17 protein-coding genes are annotated in these 17,855 nt (G+C 63.0%); 16 read left to right on the top strand and 1 reads right to left on the bottom strand.

Features of this window, described 5'->3' with window-relative positions; translation table 11 throughout:
• Positions 1 to 21: 21 nt before the first annotated feature.
• Genes LQ249_RS28495 through LQ249_RS28485 form a run of 3 tightly spaced genes read left to right on the top strand, consistent with a single transcriptional unit; the run spans position 22 to position 2,487 of the window.
• Positions 22 to 1,047 (top strand): aminoglycoside phosphotransferase family protein, encoded by a 1,026-nt coding sequence (locus LQ249_RS28495; protein WP_126585105.1) that lies wholly within the window; start codon positions 22 to 24, stop codon positions 1,045 to 1,047.
• Positions 1,044 to 1,718, top strand: a complete 675-nt coding sequence (gene murU, locus LQ249_RS28490; RefSeq protein WP_046381861.1) for an N-acetylmuramate alpha-1-phosphate uridylyltransferase MurU — start codon at positions 1,044 to 1,046, stop codon at positions 1,716 to 1,718. The genes LQ249_RS28495 and murU overlap by 4 nt, the downstream gene beginning before the upstream one ends.
• A 1-nt stretch (position 1,719) precedes the next feature.
• A complete protein-coding gene (locus LQ249_RS28485; protein ID WP_017847804.1) occupies positions 1,720 to 2,487 on the top strand; it encodes a TerB family tellurite resistance protein in 768 nt (255 codons plus the stop codon).
• A 23-nt stretch (positions 2,488 to 2,510) separates the two neighbouring features.
• Here the strand turns inward: LQ249_RS28485 and LQ249_RS28480 are convergent, their stop codons facing one another.
• On the bottom strand, positions 2,511 to 3,485 hold the full coding sequence (locus LQ249_RS28480; protein WP_046381862.1) for an alpha/beta hydrolase family protein: 975 nt from the start codon (positions 3,483 to 3,485) through the stop codon (positions 2,511 to 2,513).
• A 77-nt stretch (positions 3,486 to 3,562) separates the two neighbouring features.
• Here LQ249_RS28480 and LQ249_RS28475 point away from each other — a divergent pair, with 77 nt between their 5' ends.
• From LQ249_RS28475 to trpC, 13 genes are all read left to right on the top strand, one after another.
• The gene (locus LQ249_RS28475) at positions 3,563 to 5,557 is read left to right on the top strand and encodes a sensor histidine kinase (RefSeq protein WP_126585102.1); all 1,995 of its coding nucleotides are present in this window, start codon (positions 3,563 to 3,565) and stop codon (positions 5,555 to 5,557) included.
• 18 nt (positions 5,558 to 5,575) lie between these two features.
• Complete coding sequence (locus tag LQ249_RS28470; RefSeq protein WP_017847801.1) at positions 5,576 to 6,205, top strand: response regulator; 630 nt, start codon at positions 5,576 to 5,578, stop codon at positions 6,203 to 6,205.
• Between the two features lie 225 nt (positions 6,206 to 6,430).
• A complete protein-coding gene (locus tag LQ249_RS28465; RefSeq protein WP_046381864.1) occupies positions 6,431 to 7,543 on the top strand; it encodes an ABC transporter ATP-binding protein in 1,113 nt (370 codons plus the stop codon).
• A gap of 44 nt (positions 7,544 to 7,587) precedes the next feature.
• Positions 7,588 to 8,628, top strand: a complete 1,041-nt coding sequence (locus LQ249_RS28460) for an ABC transporter substrate-binding protein (RefSeq protein ID WP_057005388.1) — start codon at positions 7,588 to 7,590, stop codon at positions 8,626 to 8,628.
• 87 nt (positions 8,629 to 8,715) lie between these two features.
• Entirely contained in the window at positions 8,716 to 9,963 is a 1,248-nt protein-coding gene (locus LQ249_RS28455) for an ABC transporter permease (RefSeq protein ID WP_046381866.1), read from the top strand.
• A gap of 12 nt (positions 9,964 to 9,975) precedes the next feature.
• Positions 9,976 to 10,800 carry an ABC transporter permease gene (locus tag LQ249_RS28450; RefSeq protein ID WP_017847797.1) on the top strand — a complete coding sequence of 275 codons (825 nt, stop codon included), beginning with the start codon at positions 9,976 to 9,978 and terminating at the stop codon, positions 10,798 to 10,800.
• A 123-nt stretch (positions 10,801 to 10,923) separates the two neighbouring features.
• Positions 10,924 to 12,072 (top strand): iron-containing alcohol dehydrogenase, encoded by a 1,149-nt coding sequence (locus LQ249_RS28445; protein ID WP_046381867.1) that lies wholly within the window; start codon positions 10,924 to 10,926, stop codon positions 12,070 to 12,072.
• 84 nt (positions 12,073 to 12,156) lie between these two features.
• Complete coding sequence (rpe, locus tag LQ249_RS28440) at positions 12,157 to 12,831, top strand: ribulose-phosphate 3-epimerase (RefSeq protein WP_017847795.1); 675 nt, start codon at positions 12,157 to 12,159, stop codon at positions 12,829 to 12,831.
• Positions 12,828 to 13,646, top strand: a complete 819-nt coding sequence (locus LQ249_RS28435; RefSeq protein ID WP_046381869.1) for a phosphoglycolate phosphatase — start codon at positions 12,828 to 12,830, stop codon at positions 13,644 to 13,646. Before rpe ends, LQ249_RS28435 begins: the two co-directional genes overlap by 4 nt.
• Before the next feature lie 69 nt (positions 13,647 to 13,715).
• Positions 13,716 to 15,197: an anthranilate synthase component I gene (gene trpE, locus LQ249_RS28430; protein WP_046381870.1), complete on the top strand. Its 1,482-nt coding sequence runs from the start codon at positions 13,716 to 13,718 to the stop codon at positions 15,195 to 15,197.
• A gap of 20 nt (positions 15,198 to 15,217) precedes the next feature.
• Positions 15,218 to 15,811, top strand: coding sequence for an aminodeoxychorismate/anthranilate synthase component II (locus tag LQ249_RS28425; protein WP_017847792.1), 594 nt, complete (start codon positions 15,218 to 15,220; stop codon positions 15,809 to 15,811).
• Between the two features lie 9 nt (positions 15,812 to 15,820).
• Complete coding sequence (trpD, locus tag LQ249_RS28420) at positions 15,821 to 16,870, top strand: anthranilate phosphoribosyltransferase (protein WP_017847791.1); 1,050 nt, start codon at positions 15,821 to 15,823, stop codon at positions 16,868 to 16,870.
• Entirely contained in the window at positions 16,867 to 17,703 is an 837-nt protein-coding gene (gene trpC, locus LQ249_RS28415; protein ID WP_046381871.1) for an indole-3-glycerol phosphate synthase TrpC, read from the top strand. Before trpD ends, trpC begins: the two co-directional genes overlap by 4 nt.
• Positions 17,704 to 17,855 lie beyond the last annotated feature (152 nt).

The following is a 17,855-nucleotide window of genomic DNA, read 5'->3' as shown; positions in this document are numbered from 1 at the left end:
GCGCCGTCGGAGACCCTTGTAATGCCCGAGCAAGATCTACGTTTACAACAGCTGAAAGTCTGGCTGGATGAGCAGTTGCCGATCCTCTTCAACGCTCAGGATTGGGGCGTCGTACCCCCGGCCACATTGACCGCGGCCAGTAGCGACGCGAGTTTCAGGCGCTACTTCCGCTGGGAAGGCGGGGCGCATACTTTCGTGGTGATGGACGCTCCACCCCCCCAGGAAAACTGCAAACCTTTCGTCGATATCGCCGATTTACTGGCGAAATCGGCAATCAATGTGCCAAAAATTTATGCAGAAGATTTGCCGCGCGGCTTTCTTTTGCTCAACGACCTGGGCAGAAAAACCTACCTGGACGTGATTGACGAGCAAAATGCCGATCAATTGTTCGCCGATGCCATCGACGCCTTGCTGGCTTTCCAGCAGTTGCCGATGGACGCGCCGCTGCCCAGCTATGACGTCGCTTTACTGCGCCGCGAGCTGGAGCTCTTCCCTGAATGGTACGTGCGCCGCCACCTGGGGATCGAATTCGACGCGCACCAGCAGGCGCTCTGGCAGCGTGTCAGCGAGCGCCTGATCGACAGCGCCCTGGCCCAGCCGAAAGTGCTGGTACACCGCGACTACATGCCGCGCAACCTGATGATCAGCGCACCGAACCCCGGCGTGCTGGATTTCCAGGACGCGGTCTACGGCCCGGTGACCTACGACATCACCTGCCTGTTCAAGGACGCGTTCCTCAGTTGGCCCCAGGCCCGCGTGCGCGAATGGCAGCGTGGTTATTGGCAGCGCGCCGCAGCTCTGGGCATCCCGGTGCAGGCGGATTTCGACGACTTCCTGCGCGCCAGCGACCTGATGGGCGTGCAGCGTCACCTCAAGGTGATCGGTATCTTCGCGCGTATCTGCCACCGCGACGGCAAACCACGCTACCTGGCCGACGTGCCGCGCTTCTTTGCCTATATAGACGCGGTACTGGCGGACCGTCCGGAGTTGGGCGAACTGGCTGAGCTGCTGGCCAGCCTGCGCCAACCCGCCGAGGCGAGCGTATGAAGGCGATGATCCTGGCGGCCGGCAAAGGTGAGCGGATGCGCCCGCTCACCTTGCACACGCCCAAGCCGCTGGTGCAGGCGGGCGGCAAGCGCCTGATCGAGTATCACCTGGAGGCGCTGGCCAGGGCCGGGTTCACCGATGTCGTGATCAACCACGCCTGGCTCGGCCAGCAGATTGAAAACTACCTGGGCGACGGTGCGCAGTTTGGCCTGCGCATCCGCTACTCCCCCGAGGGCGAACCGTTGGAAACCGGCGGCGGGATTTTCCAGGCGCTGCCGTTGCTGGGGGATGAACCCTTTCTGGTGGTCAATGGCGATATCTGGACCGATTACGACTTCGCCCAACTCCAGCGCCCGCTCCAGGGCCTGGCCCACTTGGTGATGGTCGATAACCCGGCGCATCACCCCTCGGGCGGGGATTTCCACCTGGATCATGGTGTGCTTCATGATGCGGCGCCCGGTGCCGATAACCTGACCTTCAGTGGCATATCTGTGCTCGACCCCAAGTTGTTTGCGGGTTGCAGCACCGGTGCCTTCAAGCTGGCGCCGCTGTTGCGCGCGGCCATGGCGCAAGGTCAAGTAACGGGAGAACACATGACGGGACGCTGGATCGATGTCGGCACGCTGGAGCGCCTGGCGCAAGTCGAAACCCTGCTGACAGCGGGGCGCTAAGATGTTGTGGCCTGGGACGCTGATCGGCGCCGGGGCTGGCTTTGCCATTGCCAGTATTCCGGGGGCCTTGTTGGGAGCCTTGCTCGGGCAGGCGCTGGATCGCCGCCTGCAACTGCACAGCTGGGCACAGTTGCGTGAGCGTCTGGGCGGGCGCCCGGCGTTGCGCAATGACGAACTGTTGTTTGTGCTGCTGGGCCGCCTGGCCAAAAGCAATGGCCGCGTGGCGGACGGGCATATCCAGCAGGCACGCCAGGAAATGCGCGCGCTGGACATGACCGAACCGGCCCAGCGTCGGGCGATTGCGGCGTTCAACCGCGGTAAATCCGGCTCTGACCGGGTGCGCGCCTACCTGCGCGTCCTCAAGTCCCAGCCCCATGCGTCAGAAGGCGTGTTGCGCGCTTGTTGGCGCATGGCCTGGGCGGATGGCCGCGCGGATGATGCCGAGCGTGACCTGATCAACTTGTGGGGCAAGTGGTTGGGCTGGACGCCGCAACAGCTTCAGGCGCTGGCCGCCGATTACGCGCCGGAGCGCAAGCCGGTGGCCAGCCGTGGCGCCGCGTATCAGGAGGCGTTGCGGATTCTGGGGGTGACCAGCACCACCGAGCCCTCGGCGATCAAGCGCGCCTACCGCCGCCTGCTCAGCCGCCACCATCCAGACAAGATCGCCGGTAGCGGCGCCAGCCCCGCGCAAGTGCGTGAGGCCACCGAGCGAACCCGCGAACTGCATAACGCCTATACGTTGATTCGCGAGCGGCGGGATTTCCGCTAGTCATCCCATTTGGGTGCTGGCGGTCAGCTGTCTTTTGGCTCTGGGCTCAACCACCCGCGCACCCGCCGATACAACTGCTCCTGCTCGGCCGAACTGTTGCCGGGCAAGGTCTTGAGCGACACTTGCTTGTAGCCGCCATTCTTCAAGCGTTTGGCGGCTTGGGCGCGCTCCCGTGCGGTGTTCCGGTCCTGGGCGAGGTCCTGGTAGAAGACATCCGCCGTGGGGACTTTCAAGCCCGGGGCGAGTTGTTGCAGGTCCGGTTGGCGACCCACGGGGGCCTTGCCCGCCACCATCACCAGCTTCTGCACCTGGCTCGGTTGTTTCTCGCTCAAGTACCGCGCGGCCCACCAGGCGCCGCTGCCATGGCCAAGCAGCACCACGCTGCGGGCGCCTTGGGTCTGGGCGAAAGCGACGGCGGCATCGATGCGCTCGAAGATACGCTTGGCATCGGTCTTGTCCTGTTCGTCCGCGCCCGGCACCACGGCCGGGTCGGTGCCTTCGGCTTCCGCGCTGGCGGCTTGCTCGATCGGTTTGGCGGCGGTGCTGCCGTCTTTGCTGCTGGTGTCGACGGCCGCGTTGGGCGCTTCGATCACCCGTGGTGGCAAGGTGTCCAGGTTCACGTCCGGCAGTGACAGACTGAGGGTGCCCCAGCCGGCATCCGGCAATTTACGCCGCAATGGTGCAATTGCTTGCGGCCAGTCAGCATTTTCACCCGCGCCAGGTACGATAATCACCACGCCTTCGGCTTCGGCGCTGTTGGCCGGTTTCCACAGGGCCAGGAATGAATCGCTGCCGGCCTGCAGCTGTTGCTGTTCTTCGCGTGGGATCTGGCGTTCGAGGGCGCTGGCTTCTTCCCGGCTCCGCTCCGGCAGGGGCTGGCGTTCGAGCGGTTTTTCCGCAACCGGCGCAGGCGCGTCGGCGGCCTGGGCAGAAAAGACGGCGGTAAAGAGGAGTGACAGGCACAATGCTGGCAGTGCCGAACGGTTTCGATAGGGCATCGTTAATTCCCGGCCAGAAGTGATTCCAGCAGCCTAATGGGTTGGTCAGTATTTGTCAGTGATGTGAGACGTGGATCATGGGTTTTCGCTGTCTGCTGGTTATCGGCTGTATGTGCTTTGCCTTGATGGCGGGGGCCGCGCCCGTGCCTGTCGCTGCGCAAGCGCAGCTCTCTGTGCCGCAACGCGAATGGCTGGCGCAGCACCCGGAGTTGCGGGTGGGGCTGGTCTTGCAGGCGCCGTATGCGCAATACGACCGGCGCCTGCAGCGTTTGTCGGGGGCCAATGTCGAGTTGATGCAATGGCTGGCCAAGGCCCTGAACATCGAGCTGACGTGGCGCAATTTCCCCACTCAGGAGCAACTGGAAGCCGCCCTGCGCGACGGCGAGGTGGACATCGCCCCCGGTCTGCAGCAAACCCCGGCCGGTTTGCGCCTGTGGTTGTTCACCGACCCGTACATGCGCGTGCCCCAGCGTATCGTCGGTGTGCGTGAGGGCGGCGGTGCGGTGGAATTGGAAAAACTCGACGAACATTCCCGCGTCGCCGTGCGTATGCCCAGCGCCGTGGCCGATTACCTGCGCAGCACCTATCCCGGTCTCAACCTGCAAGGCGTGCCCATGGAGCGCCAGGCCTTGCAGTTGCTGGTCAGTCAGCAGGCGCGTTACGCCGTGGTGGATGAGGCGCAACTGAGCCGCTTGTCGGGCGAGCCTGAGTTCTCCGGGCTGGCGGTGGTCGGTGATATCGGCTTGCCGCAATTGCTGCGGGTGGCGACCCGCCGCGACTGGCCGGAACTGTCCGGCATCATGGAAAGCGCGTTGCGCGCCATCCCCGCCCGCGATCTGGACCAATTGCACAACCGCTGGCTGCAACCCAAATACCCGCGTCTGTCCGAGTCTCCCGGCCTGTGGCAAAACCTCAGCCTGCTGCTGGGGTTGCTGCTGCTCGCCAGCCTGGCGGTGGTGTTCTGGCAGCGTCGCCAGCAACGAGTGCTGGAACACAACCTGCTCGCCGCTCGCGAAGAAAGCGCCGCGCGCGCCGCCGGTGCCGAAGCGCTGCGCCTGACGCAGTTTTCCATCGATCAAAGTACCGTCGGCATCCTCTGGGTCAATTGGGACAGCCATGTGCGCTACGCCAACCTGGCGGCGGAAACCATGCTCGGTTATGGCCCCGGCGCGCTGATCGAGCGTCCGCTGGCCGATTTCGACCCGAGCCTGAGCATGGACCGTTGGCTGAACCTGTGGAAACGCGCGCGTGCCAGCGAAGAGGGCCCACAGCATTTCGCCGCCGACTGCCTGCGCGCAGACGGCAGCATCCTGCCGGCCGAGGTGTCGTTGAGCTTTCTGCGGTTTGCCGACGGCGAATACCTGGTGGTCTACCTCAATGACGTCACCGAACGTCGCCGTTATGTGGCTGCGTTGCTGCAAAGCGAAGCGCAGTTGCGCGAACTGTCGGCGCACCTGGAAACCGTGCGTGAAGAAGAAAAGGCGCGCATCGCCCGCGAAGTACACGACGAACTCGGGCAAATGCTCACCGTACTCAAGCTGGAAACCTCCATGTGCGAGCTGGCCTATGCGCAACTGGACCCCGGCCTGAACGAGCGCTTGAACAGCATGAAACGCCTGATCGCCCAACTGTTTCAATTGGTGCGCGACGTGGCCACGGCGTTGCGCCCGCCGATTCTCGACGCCGGGATCGCCTCGGCCATCGAGTGGCAGGCGCGGCGCTTCGAAGCGCGCACGCAGATTCCCTGCCTGGTGCAAGTCCCGGATAACCTGCCGGCCTTGAGCGATGCCAAGGCCATTGGCCTGTTCCGTATCCTGCAGGAGGCGCTGACCAATGTGATGCGCCATGCCCAGGCGCATACTGTCGAGCTGACCCTGGCGGTGGAGGGCAAGCAACTGCGGCTGACCATTAGCGACGACGGCGTCGGTTTCATCGAGGCCAAGGGGCGCCCGGTGTCGTTCGGCCTGGTCGGCATGCGTGAGCGCGTGCTGATCATGGGCGGGCAGTTGAACCTGGACAGCCAGCCGGGGGAGGGCACCACCCTGAGTGTGACGGTGCCATTGGATGCATAACAATAAGAGGAAACCCCTGTGATCCGTGTACTGGTAGCCGAAGACCACACCATCGTGCGTGAAGGCATCAAGCAATTGATCGGCCTGGCCAAAGACTTGCTGGTGGTGGGCGAGGCGGGCAATGGCGAGCAGTTGCTGGAGACCTTGCGCCATGTGCCTTGCGAGGTGGTGTTGCTGGATATCTCGATGCCTGGCGTCAACGGCCTGGAAGCCATCGCGCGGATTCGTGCGCTGAGCAATCCGCCGGCGATCCTGGTGCTGTCGATGCACGATGAAGCGCAGATGGCCGCGCGGGCCCTGAAGGTAGGCGCGGCCGGTTATGCCACCAAGGACAGCGACCCGGCCCTGCTCTTGATGGCGATTCGCAAGGTCGCGGCTGGCGGGCGCTATATCGACCCGGACCTGGCCGATCGCATGGTCTTCGAGGTCGGCCTGACCGATTCGCGACCTTTGCATTCGCTGCTGTCGGAACGCGAGTTCTCGGTGTTCGAACGCCTGGCCCAGGGCGCCAACGTCAACGACATCGCCCAGCAACTGGCGTTGAGCAGCAAGACCATCAGCACCCATAAGGCACGCCTGATGCAAAAGCTCAATATCACCTCCCTGGCCGAACTGGTGAAGTACGCCATGGAGCACAAGCTGCTCTGACGACATGCCTGTTTGCGACCTCCTTCAGAGCGCCATTTGCCCGTTCTCGGCGCTTGCAGGCTGGCGCTCATAGCGGCGCTGTTCTATCCCCGCCATCGCTGTAGGGCGTTCCCTACCCCCAACCTTCCATCCGGCTGATGTGATTCTCTCCTGGCCCCCGATTTCCGGGGCCCCGCCCCTGGACTACGCTTGTGCCACAGCAGTCCAAAATACAAAGGTGCGGGTATGAGCGAGGCGGATTCAAATGATGTGCTGGTCAGCTTTCGTGGCGTGCAGAAGAGCTACGACGGCGAGAACCTGATCGTCAAAGACCTCAACCTGGAGATTCGCAAGGGCGAGTTCCTCACCCTGCTAGGGCCGTCGGGTTCGGGTAAGACCACCAGCCTGATGATGCTGGCCGGCTTCGAAACGCCGACTGCCGGCGAAATCCAGCTGGCCGGGCGTGCCATCAACCACGTGCCGCCGCACAAGCGCGATATCGGCATGGTGTTCCAGAACTACGCGTTGTTCCCGCACATGACCGTGGCCGAGAACCTGGCGTTTCCCCTGTCGGTGCGAGGGTTGAGCAAGACCGATATCAGCGAGCGGGTCAAGCGCGTGCTGAGTATGGTCCAGCTCGACGCCTTCGCCCAACGCTACCCGGCGCAACTCTCCGGCGGCCAGCAACAGCGTGTGGCGTTGGCCCGGGCGCTGGTGTTCGAACCGCAGCTGGTGCTGATGGACGAACCCCTCGGCGCCCTCGACAAGCAATTGCGCGAACACATGCAGATGGAGATCAAGCACCTGCACCAACGCCTCGGCGTGACCGTGGTGTATGTGACCCACGACCAGGGCGAAGCCTTGACCATGTCCGACCGGGTGGCCGTGTTCCATCAGGGCGAGATCCAGCAGATCGCGGCGCCGCGTACCCTGTACGAAGAGCCGAAAAATACCTTCGTCGCCAACTTCATCGGCGAAAACAACCGCCTCAACGGTCGCCTGCACAGCCACACCGGCGACCGCTGCGTGGTGGAACTGGCGCGCGGCGAGAAAGTCGAGGCGCTGGCGGTGAACGTCGGCCAGGTTGGCGGCCCGGTGACCTTGTCGGTGCGGCCTGAGCGCGTCAGCCTCAATGGCTCCAGCGAACGTTGCGTGAACCGCTTCTCTGGGCGAGTAGCGGAATTTGTCTACCTGGGCGACCACGTGCGCGTGCGCCTGGAAGTCTGCGGCATGACTGATTTTTTTGTGAAACAACCGATCGCCGAGCTGGACCCGGCACTGGCGGTCGGCGACGTGGTACCGATTGGCTGGCAAGTCGAGCACGTTCGCGCACTCGACCCACTTCTAGAGGCGAAATAATCGCCCCCATGGCTTCACCAACCCTGCACGTGGAGAGAACAACAATGTTGAGATCCCTTAAGTATTCCGCACTGGCGATCGGCTTGATCGGCGCGACCCAGGCCATGGCCGGCCCGGATCTGACGGTCGTGTCCTTTGGTGGCGCGAACAAGGCCGCACAGGTCAAGGCTTTCTATGCACCGTGGGAAAGTGCGGGCAACGGCAAAATCGTCGCCGGCGAGTACAACGGTGAGATGGCCAAGATCAAAGCCATGGTCGACACCAAGAGCGTGTCCTGGGACCTGGTGGAAGTGGAATCGCCGGAACTGTCCCGTGGTTGCGACGAAGACATGTTCGAGCCGCTGGACCCGAAACTGTTCGGCAACAGCGCTGACTACGTCAAAGGCGCGATCCAGCCATGCGGCGTGGGCTTCTTCGTGTGGTCGACCGTACTCGCCTACAACGCTGACAAGCTGAGCAGCGCGCCGACCAGTTGGGCGGACTTCTGGGACACCAAGAAATTCCCTGGCAAGCGCGGCCTGCGCAAGGGTGCCAAATACACCCTCGAATTCGCGTTGATGGCTGACGGCGTGGCGCCGAAGGATGTGTACAAAGTGCTGGCCGGCAAAGACGGCCAGGACCGTGCGTTCAAAAAGCTCGACGAACTCAAGCCGTCGATCCAGTGGTGGGAAGCCGGCGCGCAACCGCCGCAGTACCTCGCCTCGGGTGACGTAGTGATGAGCTCGGCCTACAACGGTCGCATCGCTGCCGTACAGAAAGAGAGCAACCTGAAAGTGGTCTGGAACGGTGGCATCTACGACTTCGACGCGTGGGCTATTCCAAAAGGCCTGGCCAAGGATCGCGCAGAAGCGGCGAAGAAGTTCATCGCCTTCTCGGTGCAGCCGCAGCAGCAGAAGATCTACTCGGAAAACATCGCTTACGGCCCGGCCAACACCCAAGCCGTACCGTTGCTGGCCAAGGACGTGCTCAAAGACATGCCGACCACGCCTGAGAACATCGCCAACCAGGTGCAGATCGATGTGAGCTTCTGGGCGGATAACGGCGAGCAACTTGAGCAGCGCTTCAATTCCTGGGCTGCCAAGTAACTCCATGTGGGAGGGGGCTTGCCCCCTCTCACAGGGGATCTGCTGCGTTTGGCAGAGTGCATTCATTTTCAAGTTTCGGAGTTAGCCATGGCCATCGCCGTTCCCTCGACCGAGGTCAACAGCCCCACCCTCAAGCAGCGCCTGGCGCGTGCCGAGCGGCTTAATCGCTGGAAGGCCCAGGCCTTGATTGCGCCGCTGGTGCTGTTTTTGCTGCTGGTGTTCCTGGTGCCGATCGTTGCGCTGTTGTACAAAAGTGTCGGCAACCCGGAAGTCGTGGGCGGCCTGCCGCGCACGGTGGTGGCGGTGAAGACCTGGGACGGTCGCGGCTTGCCTGGCGAGCCGGTGTACCAGGCGCTCAGCGAAGACCTTGGCGAAGCGCGCAAGAACCAGACCCTCGGCGATCTGTCGAAACGCTTGAACATGGAACTGGCCGGCTATCGCAGCCTGCTGACCAAAACCGCGCGGGCGCTGCCGTTTACCGAAGCGCCGGCCTCTTATAAAGAAGCGTTGGAAACCCTCGACGAACGCTGGGGCGACCCGGCGTACTGGCAGGCGATCCGGCGCAATACCAGCAGCCTGACGCCGTACTATCTGCTGGCGGCCGTCGATCACCGTATCGACGACCTCGGCGAAGTGGCCCCGGCCACGCCGGACCAGGCGATCTACCTGGACATCTTCGCCCGCACCTTCTGGATGGGCCTGGTGATCACTTTTGTCTGCCTGCTGTTGGCCTATCCGCTGGCCTACCTGCTGGCGAACCTGCCGGCACGGCAAAGCAACCTGCTGATGATTCTGGTGCTGCTGCCGTTCTGGACCTCGATCCTGGTGCGCGTGGCGGCGTGGATCGTGCTGCTGCAGTCCGGTGGCTTGATCAACAGCGCGCTGATGGGCATGGGCCTGATCGATAAGCCGCTGGAGCTGGTGTTCAACCGCACCGGGGTCTACATCTCCATGGTGCATATCCTGCTGCCGTTCATGATTCTGCCGATCTACAGCGTGATGAAAGGCATCTCGCCGACCTACATGCGCGCCGCGATTTCCCTGGGCTGTCACCCATTCGCCAGCTTCTGGCGCGTGTACTTTCCGCAAACCTACGCCGGTGTGGGCGCAGGCTGCCTGCTGGTGTTCATCCTGGCGATTGGTTACTACATCACCCCGGCCTTGCTGGGCAGCCCGAACGACCAGATGGTCAGCTACTTCGTGGCCTTCTACACCAACACCAGCATCAACTGGGGCATGGCGACCGCGTTGGGCGGCTTGCTGCTGCTGGCCACCGTGCTGCTGTACCTGATCTACAACCGGCTGGTGGGCGCCAGCCGCCTGCGCCTGAGCTAAGGAGACCTTGCGATGCTGAGCCCTTATATGTCGCCCGTGGAGCGGGTGTGGTTCTACAGCTTGCGGATCCTCTGCGGCTTGATCCTGCTGTTCCTGATTCTGCCTGTGCTGGTGATCATCCCGCTGTCGTTCAACAGCGGCAGCTTTCTGGTGTACCCGCTGCAAGGCTTCTCGCTGCACTGGTACCAGGACTTTTTCGCCTCGGCCGAATGGATGCGGGCGCTGAAGAACAGCGTCATCGTCGCCCCGGCGGCCACCGTGCTGGCCATGGTGTTCGGCACGTTGGCGGCGATCGGCCTGACCCGTGGGCATTTCCCCGGCAAGGCGCTGGTGATGGCCCTGGTGATTTCGCCGATGGTGGTGCCGGTGGTGATCATCGGCGTGGCCAGTTACCTGTTCTTCGCGCCGCTGGGGCTGGGTAACAGTTTCTTTTCGCTGATCGTGGTCCACGCCGTATTGGGCGTGCCGTTTGTGATCATCACGGTGTCCGCGACCTTGCAGGGTTTCAACCATAACCTGGTGCGGGCAGCGGCCAGCCTGGGGGCATCGCCGTTGACCGCATTTCGCCGGGTGACCTTGCCGCTGATCGCGCCGGGGGTGATTTCCGGGGCGCTGTTCGCGTTTGCCACCTCGTTCGACGAAGTGGTGGTGACGCTGTTCCTCGCCGGCCCCGAGCAAGCGACCCTGCCGCGCCAGATGTTCAGCGGTATCCGCGAAAACCTCAGCCCGACGATTGCCGCCGCGGCGACCTTGCTGATTGCCTTCTCGGTGTTGCTGCTGCTGACCCTGGAATGGCTGCGCGGCCGTAGCGAGAAGTTGCGCACCGCCCAGGTCTAAATGTGGGAGGGGGCAAGCCCCCTCCCACAATCGGTTCTGTGACCATTCAGCTGTTGAATGGAAGACAACCGATCTCCGTCAGCTACTCTTGTGCCAGCCCACAATCGACAAGAGGCCGCGCACATGAGTACTTCCTCATTCAAGATCGCCCACAAACTGTTGACTGGCGCCGGCGCCATCGAGCAATTGGCCGCAGAGTTGACGCGGCTGGATGTCGACAACCCGCTGATCGTCACCGATGCCGCGCTGGTCAAGTCCGGCACCGTGGCGCTGGCGCTGGCGCATTTGGGCGAGCGCTCCTACGAGATCTTCGACCGGGTGCTGCCCGACCCGGAAATCGCCATTGTCGAAGATTGCATGCGCGCCTACCGCGAAGGCGGGCATGACGGCCTGATCGGCCTGGGCGGCGGCAGTGCGATCGATATCGCCAAGAGCGTGGCGGCCTATGCCGGATACCACGGCGCGCTGGCGGACCTGTTCGGTGTCGATCAGGTGCCGCGCAAGGGCCCGCCGCTGATCGCCATTCCCACGACGGCCGGCACCGGCTCGGAAGTGACCAACGTCGCGATCCTCTCCGACAAGGCCGCGCAACTGAAAAAGGGCATCGTCAGTGACTTCCTGCTGCCGGACGTCGCACTCATCAGCCCGCAGATGACCCTGACCTGCCCGCGCAGCGTCACCGCCGCCAGTGGCGTGGATGCGCTGGTGCATGCCATTGAGTCCTACCTGTCGCTGAACGCCTCGCCGATTACCGATGCCTTGGCCATCGGCGCGATCAAGCTGATTGCCAAGGCGTTGCCCAAGGCTTACGCCAACCCGGCCAACCTGCAGGCCCGCGACGACATGGCCACCGCCAGCCTGATGGCCGGGATGGCGTTCGGTAACGCCGGGGTCGGCGCGGTGCATGCGTTGGCGTATCCGCTGGGCGGGCGCTTCAATATCGCCCATGGCGTGAGCAATGCGCTGTTGCTGCCGTATGTCATGCACTGGAACAAGCTGGCGTGTGTCGAACGCATGCAGGACATTGCCCAGGCCATGGGCGTGAATGTCACCGGCCTGAGCATCAATGACGCCGCCGACCAGGCGGTCGAGGCGATGACGCGACTGTGCGCCGCGGTGGAGATCCCATCGGGCCTGCGCAGCTTCGGTATCCCCGAAGACGCACTCGCCGCGATGGCCGTGGAAGCGGCGGGCATCGAGCGCCTGATGTGCAACAATCCGCGCCAACTCAGCGCTGCCGATATCGAGAAAATCTATCGGGCGGCGTACTAGCCGTTGAGTTAGGTCACGGTGCGCTGGGCAAAGCATGAGGTATACAATGCGCGCCATTGTGATTTAGCTCAAAAAAGGTGCGTCATGCAGCCCTTCGTTATCGCTCCATCGATTCTCTCCGCCGACTTCGCCCGTCTGGGTGAGGAAGTGGACAACGTGTTGGCCGCCGGTGCCGACTTCGTCCACTTCGATGTCATGGACAACCACTACGTCCCCAACCTGACCATCGGCCCGATGGTTTGCGCGGCGTTGCGCAAGTACGGTGTCACCGCGCCGATCGACGCGCACCTGATGGTCAGCCCGGTAGACCGCATCGTCGGGGACTTCATTGAAGCGGGCGCGACTTACATCACCTTCCACCCGGAAGCCTCGCTGCACGTCGACCGCACCCTGCAACTGATCCGCGAAGGCGGCTGCAAGGCGGGCCTGGTGTTCAACCCGGCCACCCCGCTGGACGTGCTCAAGTACGTGATGGACAAAGTCGACATGGTGCTGCTGATGAGCGTCAACCCAGGTTTCGGCGGGCAGAAGTTCATCCCCGGCACCCTCGACAAGCTGCGCGAAGCCCGTGCGCTGATCGATGCCTCGGGGCGTGAGATCCGCCTGGAAATCGACGGTGGGGTCAACGTCAACAATATCCGCGAAATCGCTGCCGCCGGCGCCGACACCTTTGTCGCCGGCTCGGCGATCTTCAATGCGCCGGACTACCAGGACGTCATCGCCAAGATGCGAGCGGAACTGGCGCTGGCGCGTCCATGAGCGGCTTCGAGCGGCTGTTCCCCGGCAAACTGCCACGGCTGGTGATGTTCGATCTGGACGGTACGTTGATCGACTCGGTGCCGGACCTGGCGGCGGCGGTGGACGAGATGCTGCTCAAGCTGGGGCGCAAGCCGGTCGGCATCGAGTCGGTGCGCAAATGGGTCGGCAACGGCGCGCAAGTACTGGTACGCCGGGCGCTGGCCAACCACATCGAGGCCGAGGGGGTCGATGATGTCGAGGCCGAACATGCCCTGGAATTGTTCAACCTCGCCTATGAAGACCACCACGAACTGACCGTGGTGTACCCCGGCGTGCGCGACACCCTCAAATGGCTGAGCAAGCAGGGCGTGGAAATGGCCCTGATCACCAACAAGCCGGAGCGCTTCGTCGCGCCGTTGCTGGACCAGATGAAAATCGGCCGTTATTTCCGCTGGATCATCGGTGGCGATACCTTGCCGCAGAAGAAACCCGACCCGGCGGCGCTGTTTTTCGTGATGAAAATGGCCAATATCCCGGCGTCCCAGTCGTTGTTTGTCGGCGATTCGCGCAGCGATGTGCTGGCGGCCAAGGCGGCGGGCGTGCAGTGCGTGGCCTTGAGTTACGGCTATAACCACGGTCGGCCGATCGCCGAAGAGTCGCCCGCGCTGGTAATTGATGACCTGCGCCGACTAATCCCCGGTTGCTTGGGAGCGGGCGCTGAGATAACGTTGGCCGACACCGATCCATCCCCTTCTGGAAATACCATCGTGGTAGTCACTCGCAAACTCTGGATGAAAGTTATCAAGGCCCTGGCCCGCTGGCGTTGGCGCGCCTGACTGAATCCTGGCCGCGCTGCGGCACGTTTGCACACCTGACCGTTAGACCCTCATGCCACGAGGCACCTCATGATCCGCGAAGAATTCCTGCGCTTGGCCGCTGCCGGCTACAACCGTATCCCCCTGGCCTGCGAAACCCTGGCCGACTTCGACACGCCGCTGTCGATCTACCTGAAGCTGGCCGACGCGCCCAACTCCTACCTGCTTGAATCGGTACAGGGCGGCGAGAAGTGGGGCCGTTACTCGATCATCGGCCTGCCGTGCCGCACCGTCATGCGCGTGTACGACCATCACGTCAGCATCACCCATGACGGCGTCGAGATCGAAAGCCATGACGTCGAAGACCCACTGGCCTTCGTCGAAACCTTCAAGGCGCGCTACAACGTGCCGACCATCCCTGGGCTGCCGCGTTTCAACGGCGGCCTGGTCGGGTATTTCGGCTACGACTGCGTGCGTTATGTGGAAAAACGCCTGGGTAAATGCCCGAACCCCGATCCATTGGGCGTTCCGGACATTCTGCTGATGGTCTCCGACGCCGTGGTGGTGTTCGACAACCTCGCCGGCAAGATGCATGCGATCGTGCTGGCCGACCCCGCCCAGAGCGATGCGTTCGAGCAAGGCCTGGCCAGCCTCGAAGCCCTGCTGGAAAAACTGCGCCAGCCGATCACCCCGCGTCGCGGCCTGGACCTGCGCCGTCCGCCGGCGGCCGACCCGGTGTTCCGCTCCAGCTTTACCCAGGATGACTACGAGCGGGCGGTCGATACCATCAAGGAATACATCCTCGCTGGAGACTGCATGCAGGTGGTGCCGTCGCAACGCATGTCCATCGACTTCAAGGCCGCGCCGATCGACCTGTACCGTGCGCTGCGTTGCTTCAACCCGACGCCGTACATGTACTTCTTCAACTTCGGCGACTTCCACGTCGTCGGCAGTTCGCCGGAAGTGCTGGTGCGCGTCGAAGACAACCTGATCACCGTGCGCCCGATCGCCGGTACTCGCCCGCGTGGCGCGACCGAGGAAGCGGACCTGGCGCTCGAAGAAGAGCTGCTCAGCGACGACAAGGAAATCGCTGAGCATCTCATGCTGATCGACCTGGGCCGCAATGACACCGGGCGCGTCTCGGAAATCGGTTCGGTGAAGTTGACGGAGAAGATGGTCATCGAGCGCTACTCCAACGTGATGCACATCGTCTCCAACGTCACTGGCGAATTGAAGGCCGGCCTGACCGCGATGGACGCGCTGCGGGCGATTCTGCCGGCGGGCACCTTGTCGGGCGCGCCGAAGATTCGCGCGATGGAGATCATCGACGAGCTCGAGCCGGTCAAGCGCGGTGTCTACGGCGGCGCCGTGGGCTATTTCGCCTGGAACGGCAACATGGACACCGCCATTGCGATTCGCACGGCGGTGATCAAGGACGGGGAACTGCATGTGCAGGCCGGTGGCGGGATCGTCGCCGACTCGGTGCCGGCCCTCGAATGGGAAGAAACCCTGAACAAGCGCCGCGCCATGTTCCGTGCAGTGGCGTTGGCTGAACAGACCCCCCAGGGCTAAGAATTCTTGAGGTTTCCCCCATGTTGCTGATGATTGATAACTACGACTCCTTTACCTACAACGTTGTGCAGTACCTGGGCGAACTCGGTGCCGAGGTCAAGGTGGTGCGCAACGACGAACTGACCGTCGCCGAAATCGCCGCCCTGAACCCGGAGCGCATTGTGGTTTCGCCGGGGCCCTGCACGCCGACCGAGGCGGGCATCTCCCTGGAGGCGATCAAATACTTCGCCGGCAAGCTGCCGATCCTCGGCGTGTGCCTGGGTCACCAGTCCATCGGCCAGGCGTTTGGCGGTGAGGTGGTGCGGGCGCGCCAAGTGATGCACGGCAAGACCAGCCCGGTGTTCCATAACAACCTCGGCGTGTTCGAAGGCCTCAACCTGCCGGTCACCGTGACGCGCTACCATTCGCTGGTGGTCAAGCGCGAAACCCTGCCCGACTGCCTGGAATTGACCGCCTGGACCCAGCTGGAAGACGGCTCGGTCGACGAGATCATGGGCTTGCGCCACAAGACACTGAACATCGAAGGGGTGCAGTTTCACCCCGAGTCGATCCTGACCGAGCAGGGCTACGAGCTGTTCGCCAACTTTCTCAAGCAGAGCGGCGGCACGCGCTAAGGACTTTTCATGGATATCAAGACTGCCCTGAGCCGTATCGTCGGCCATCTGGACCTGAGCACCGCGGAAATGAGCGATGTGATGCGTGAGATCATGACCGGTCAATGCACCGACGCGCAGATCGGCGCGTTCATGATGGCGATGCGTATGAAGAGCGAGAGCATCGACGAAATCGTCGGCGCCGTGTCGGTGATGCGCGAGCTGGCGGACAAGGTCGAGCTCAAGACCCTCGACGGCGTGGTCGACGTGGTCGGCACCGGCGGCGACGGTGCGAATATTTTCAACGTGTCCACGGCGGCCTCCTTCGTGGTCGCGGCAGCGGGTTGCACCGTGGCCAAACACGGCAACCGAGCGGTGTCCGGCAAAAGCGGCAGCGCGGATCTGCTCGAAGCGGCCGGGATCTACCTGAACCTGACCCCCGTACAAGTGGCGCGCTGCATCGACAACGTGGGCATCGGCTTCATGTTTGCGCAGTCCCACCACGGCGCGATGAAACACGCCGCCGGCCCGCGCAAGGATCTCGGCCTGCGCACCCTGTTCAACATGCTCGGCCCGCTTACGAATCCGGCCGGTGTGAAGCATCAGGTGGTCGGCGTGTTCAGCCAGGCGTTGTGCCGGCCGTTGGCCGAAGTGTTGCAGCGCCTGGGCAGCAAGCATGTGCTTGTGGTGCATTCCAAAGATGGCCTGGACGAATTCAGCCTGGCGGCGCCGACCTTTGTGGCGGAGCTGAAGAATGATCAGATCACCGAATATTGGGTCGAGCCCGAAGACCTCGGCATGAAGAGCCAGAGCCTGCATGGCCTGGCAGTGGAAAGCCCGGCGGACTCCCTGGCGCTGATTCAGGATGCCTTGGGGCGTCGCAAGACCGAAAACGGCCAGAAAGCCGCCGAAATGATTGTGCTCAATGCCGGTGCCGCGCTTTATGCCGCCGATCACGCCTATAGTCTTAACGAAGGCGTGGCCCTCGCGCATGATGCATTGCACACCGGCCTTGCCCGCGAGAAGCTCGAAGAACTGGGGGCCTTTACTGCGGTGTTCAAGATGGAGAATGAAGGATGAGTGTGCCGACCGTTCTGGAAAAGATCCTGGCCCGCAAAGCCGAAGAAGTCGCGGAACGCCGTGCCCGCGTGAGCCTGGCCGAGCTGGAAAGCCAGGCGAAAATCGCCGATGCGCCGCGTGGCTTCGCCAAGGCCTTGATCGCCCAGGCCAAGCTCAAGCAGCCGGCTGTCATCGCTGAAATCAAGAAGGCCTCGCCAAGCAAAGGCGTGATCCGCGAAAACTTCGTACCGGCCGACATCGCCGTCAGCTATGAGAGAGGCGGGGCGACTTGCCTCTCCGTGCTGACTGATGTCGATTTCTTCCAGGGTTCCGACCTGTTCCTGCAACAGGCCCGCGCCGCGTGCAAGTTGCCGGTGATCCGCAAGGACTTCATGATCGATCCATACCAGATCGTTGAAGCCCGTGCCCTGGGCGCCGACTGTGTGCTGCTGATCGTCTCCGCGCTGGATGACGTGAAGATGGCCGAGCTGGCGGCCGTGGCCAAAAGCGTCGGCCTCGACGTGCTGGTGGAAGTCCACGACGGCGATGAGCTGGAACGTGCGCTGAAAACCCTCGACACACCGCTGGTGGGGGTCAACAACCGCAACCTGCACACCTTCGAAGTCAGCCTGGAAAACACCCTCGACCTGCTGCCGCGTATCCCGCGCGACCGCCTGGTGATTACCGAAAGCGGCATTGTTAACCGCGCCGACGTGGAACTGATGGAAATCAGCGACGTGTATTCGTTCCTGGTGGGCGAGACCTTCATGCGCGCCGAGAACCCGGGCGCCGAACTGCAACGCCTGTTCTTCCCGGAGCGTGGTGTGGCAGTCAGCGGTTCGACCCTGGATTGATCAAACCGCGGTCAGTATTTGAAGTGCGGTCAACATGTGGGAGGGGCGGTGCGACGGTTCGACTTGCCCCCGATGGCGGTGTATCAGTTGATAGATGTACTGACTGACACTCCGCCATCGGGGGCAAGCCCCCTCCCACATTCACATTGGGT

The organism is Pseudomonas sp. 7-41 (genome assembly GCF_021233075.1).
Lineage (GTDB): Bacteria > Pseudomonadota > Gammaproteobacteria > Pseudomonadales > Pseudomonadaceae > Aquipseudomonas > Aquipseudomonas veronii.
The sequence above is the reverse complement of the archived record's forward strand: the minus strand, read 5'-3'. Positions and strand labels throughout refer to the sequence as shown.

Coding starts and splice junctions, on each gene's coding strand:
- trpE (WP_046381870.1), top strand. CDS start 13,716: ATGATCCGCGAAGAATTCCTGCGCTTGGCCGCTGCCGGCTACAACCGT.
- LQ249_RS28435 (WP_046381869.1), top strand. CDS start 12,828: ATGAGCGGCTTCGAGCGGCTGTTCCCCGGCAAACTGCCACGGCTGGTG.
- LQ249_RS28425 (WP_017847792.1), top strand. CDS start 15,218: ATGTTGCTGATGATTGATAACTACGACTCCTTTACCTACAACGTTGTG.
- murU (WP_046381861.1), top strand. CDS start 1,044: ATGAAGGCGATGATCCTGGCGGCCGGCAAAGGTGAGCGGATGCGCCCG.
- LQ249_RS28475 (WP_126585102.1), top strand. CDS start 3,563: ATGGGTTTTCGCTGTCTGCTGGTTATCGGCTGTATGTGCTTTGCCTTG.
- LQ249_RS28495 (WP_126585105.1), top strand. CDS start 22: ATGCCCGAGCAAGATCTACGTTTACAACAGCTGAAAGTCTGGCTGGAT.
- LQ249_RS28465 (WP_046381864.1), top strand. CDS start 6,431: ATGAGCGAGGCGGATTCAAATGATGTGCTGGTCAGCTTTCGTGGCGTG.
- LQ249_RS28460 (WP_057005388.1), top strand. CDS start 7,588: ATGTTGAGATCCCTTAAGTATTCCGCACTGGCGATCGGCTTGATCGGC.
- LQ249_RS28450 (WP_017847797.1), top strand. CDS start 9,976: ATGCTGAGCCCTTATATGTCGCCCGTGGAGCGGGTGTGGTTCTACAGC.
- LQ249_RS28455 (WP_046381866.1), top strand. CDS start 8,716: ATGGCCATCGCCGTTCCCTCGACCGAGGTCAACAGCCCCACCCTCAAG.
- trpD (WP_017847791.1), top strand. CDS start 15,821: ATGGATATCAAGACTGCCCTGAGCCGTATCGTCGGCCATCTGGACCTG.
- LQ249_RS28480 (WP_046381862.1), bottom strand. CDS start 3,485: ATGCCCTATCGAAACCGTTCGGCACTGCCAGCATTGTGCCTGTCACTC.
- LQ249_RS28445 (WP_046381867.1), top strand. CDS start 10,924: ATGAGTACTTCCTCATTCAAGATCGCCCACAAACTGTTGACTGGCGCC.
- trpC (WP_046381871.1), top strand. CDS start 16,867: ATGAGTGTGCCGACCGTTCTGGAAAAGATCCTGGCCCGCAAAGCCGAA.
- LQ249_RS28485 (WP_017847804.1), top strand. CDS start 1,720: ATGTTGTGGCCTGGGACGCTGATCGGCGCCGGGGCTGGCTTTGCCATT.
- rpe (WP_017847795.1), top strand. CDS start 12,157: ATGCAGCCCTTCGTTATCGCTCCATCGATTCTCTCCGCCGACTTCGCC.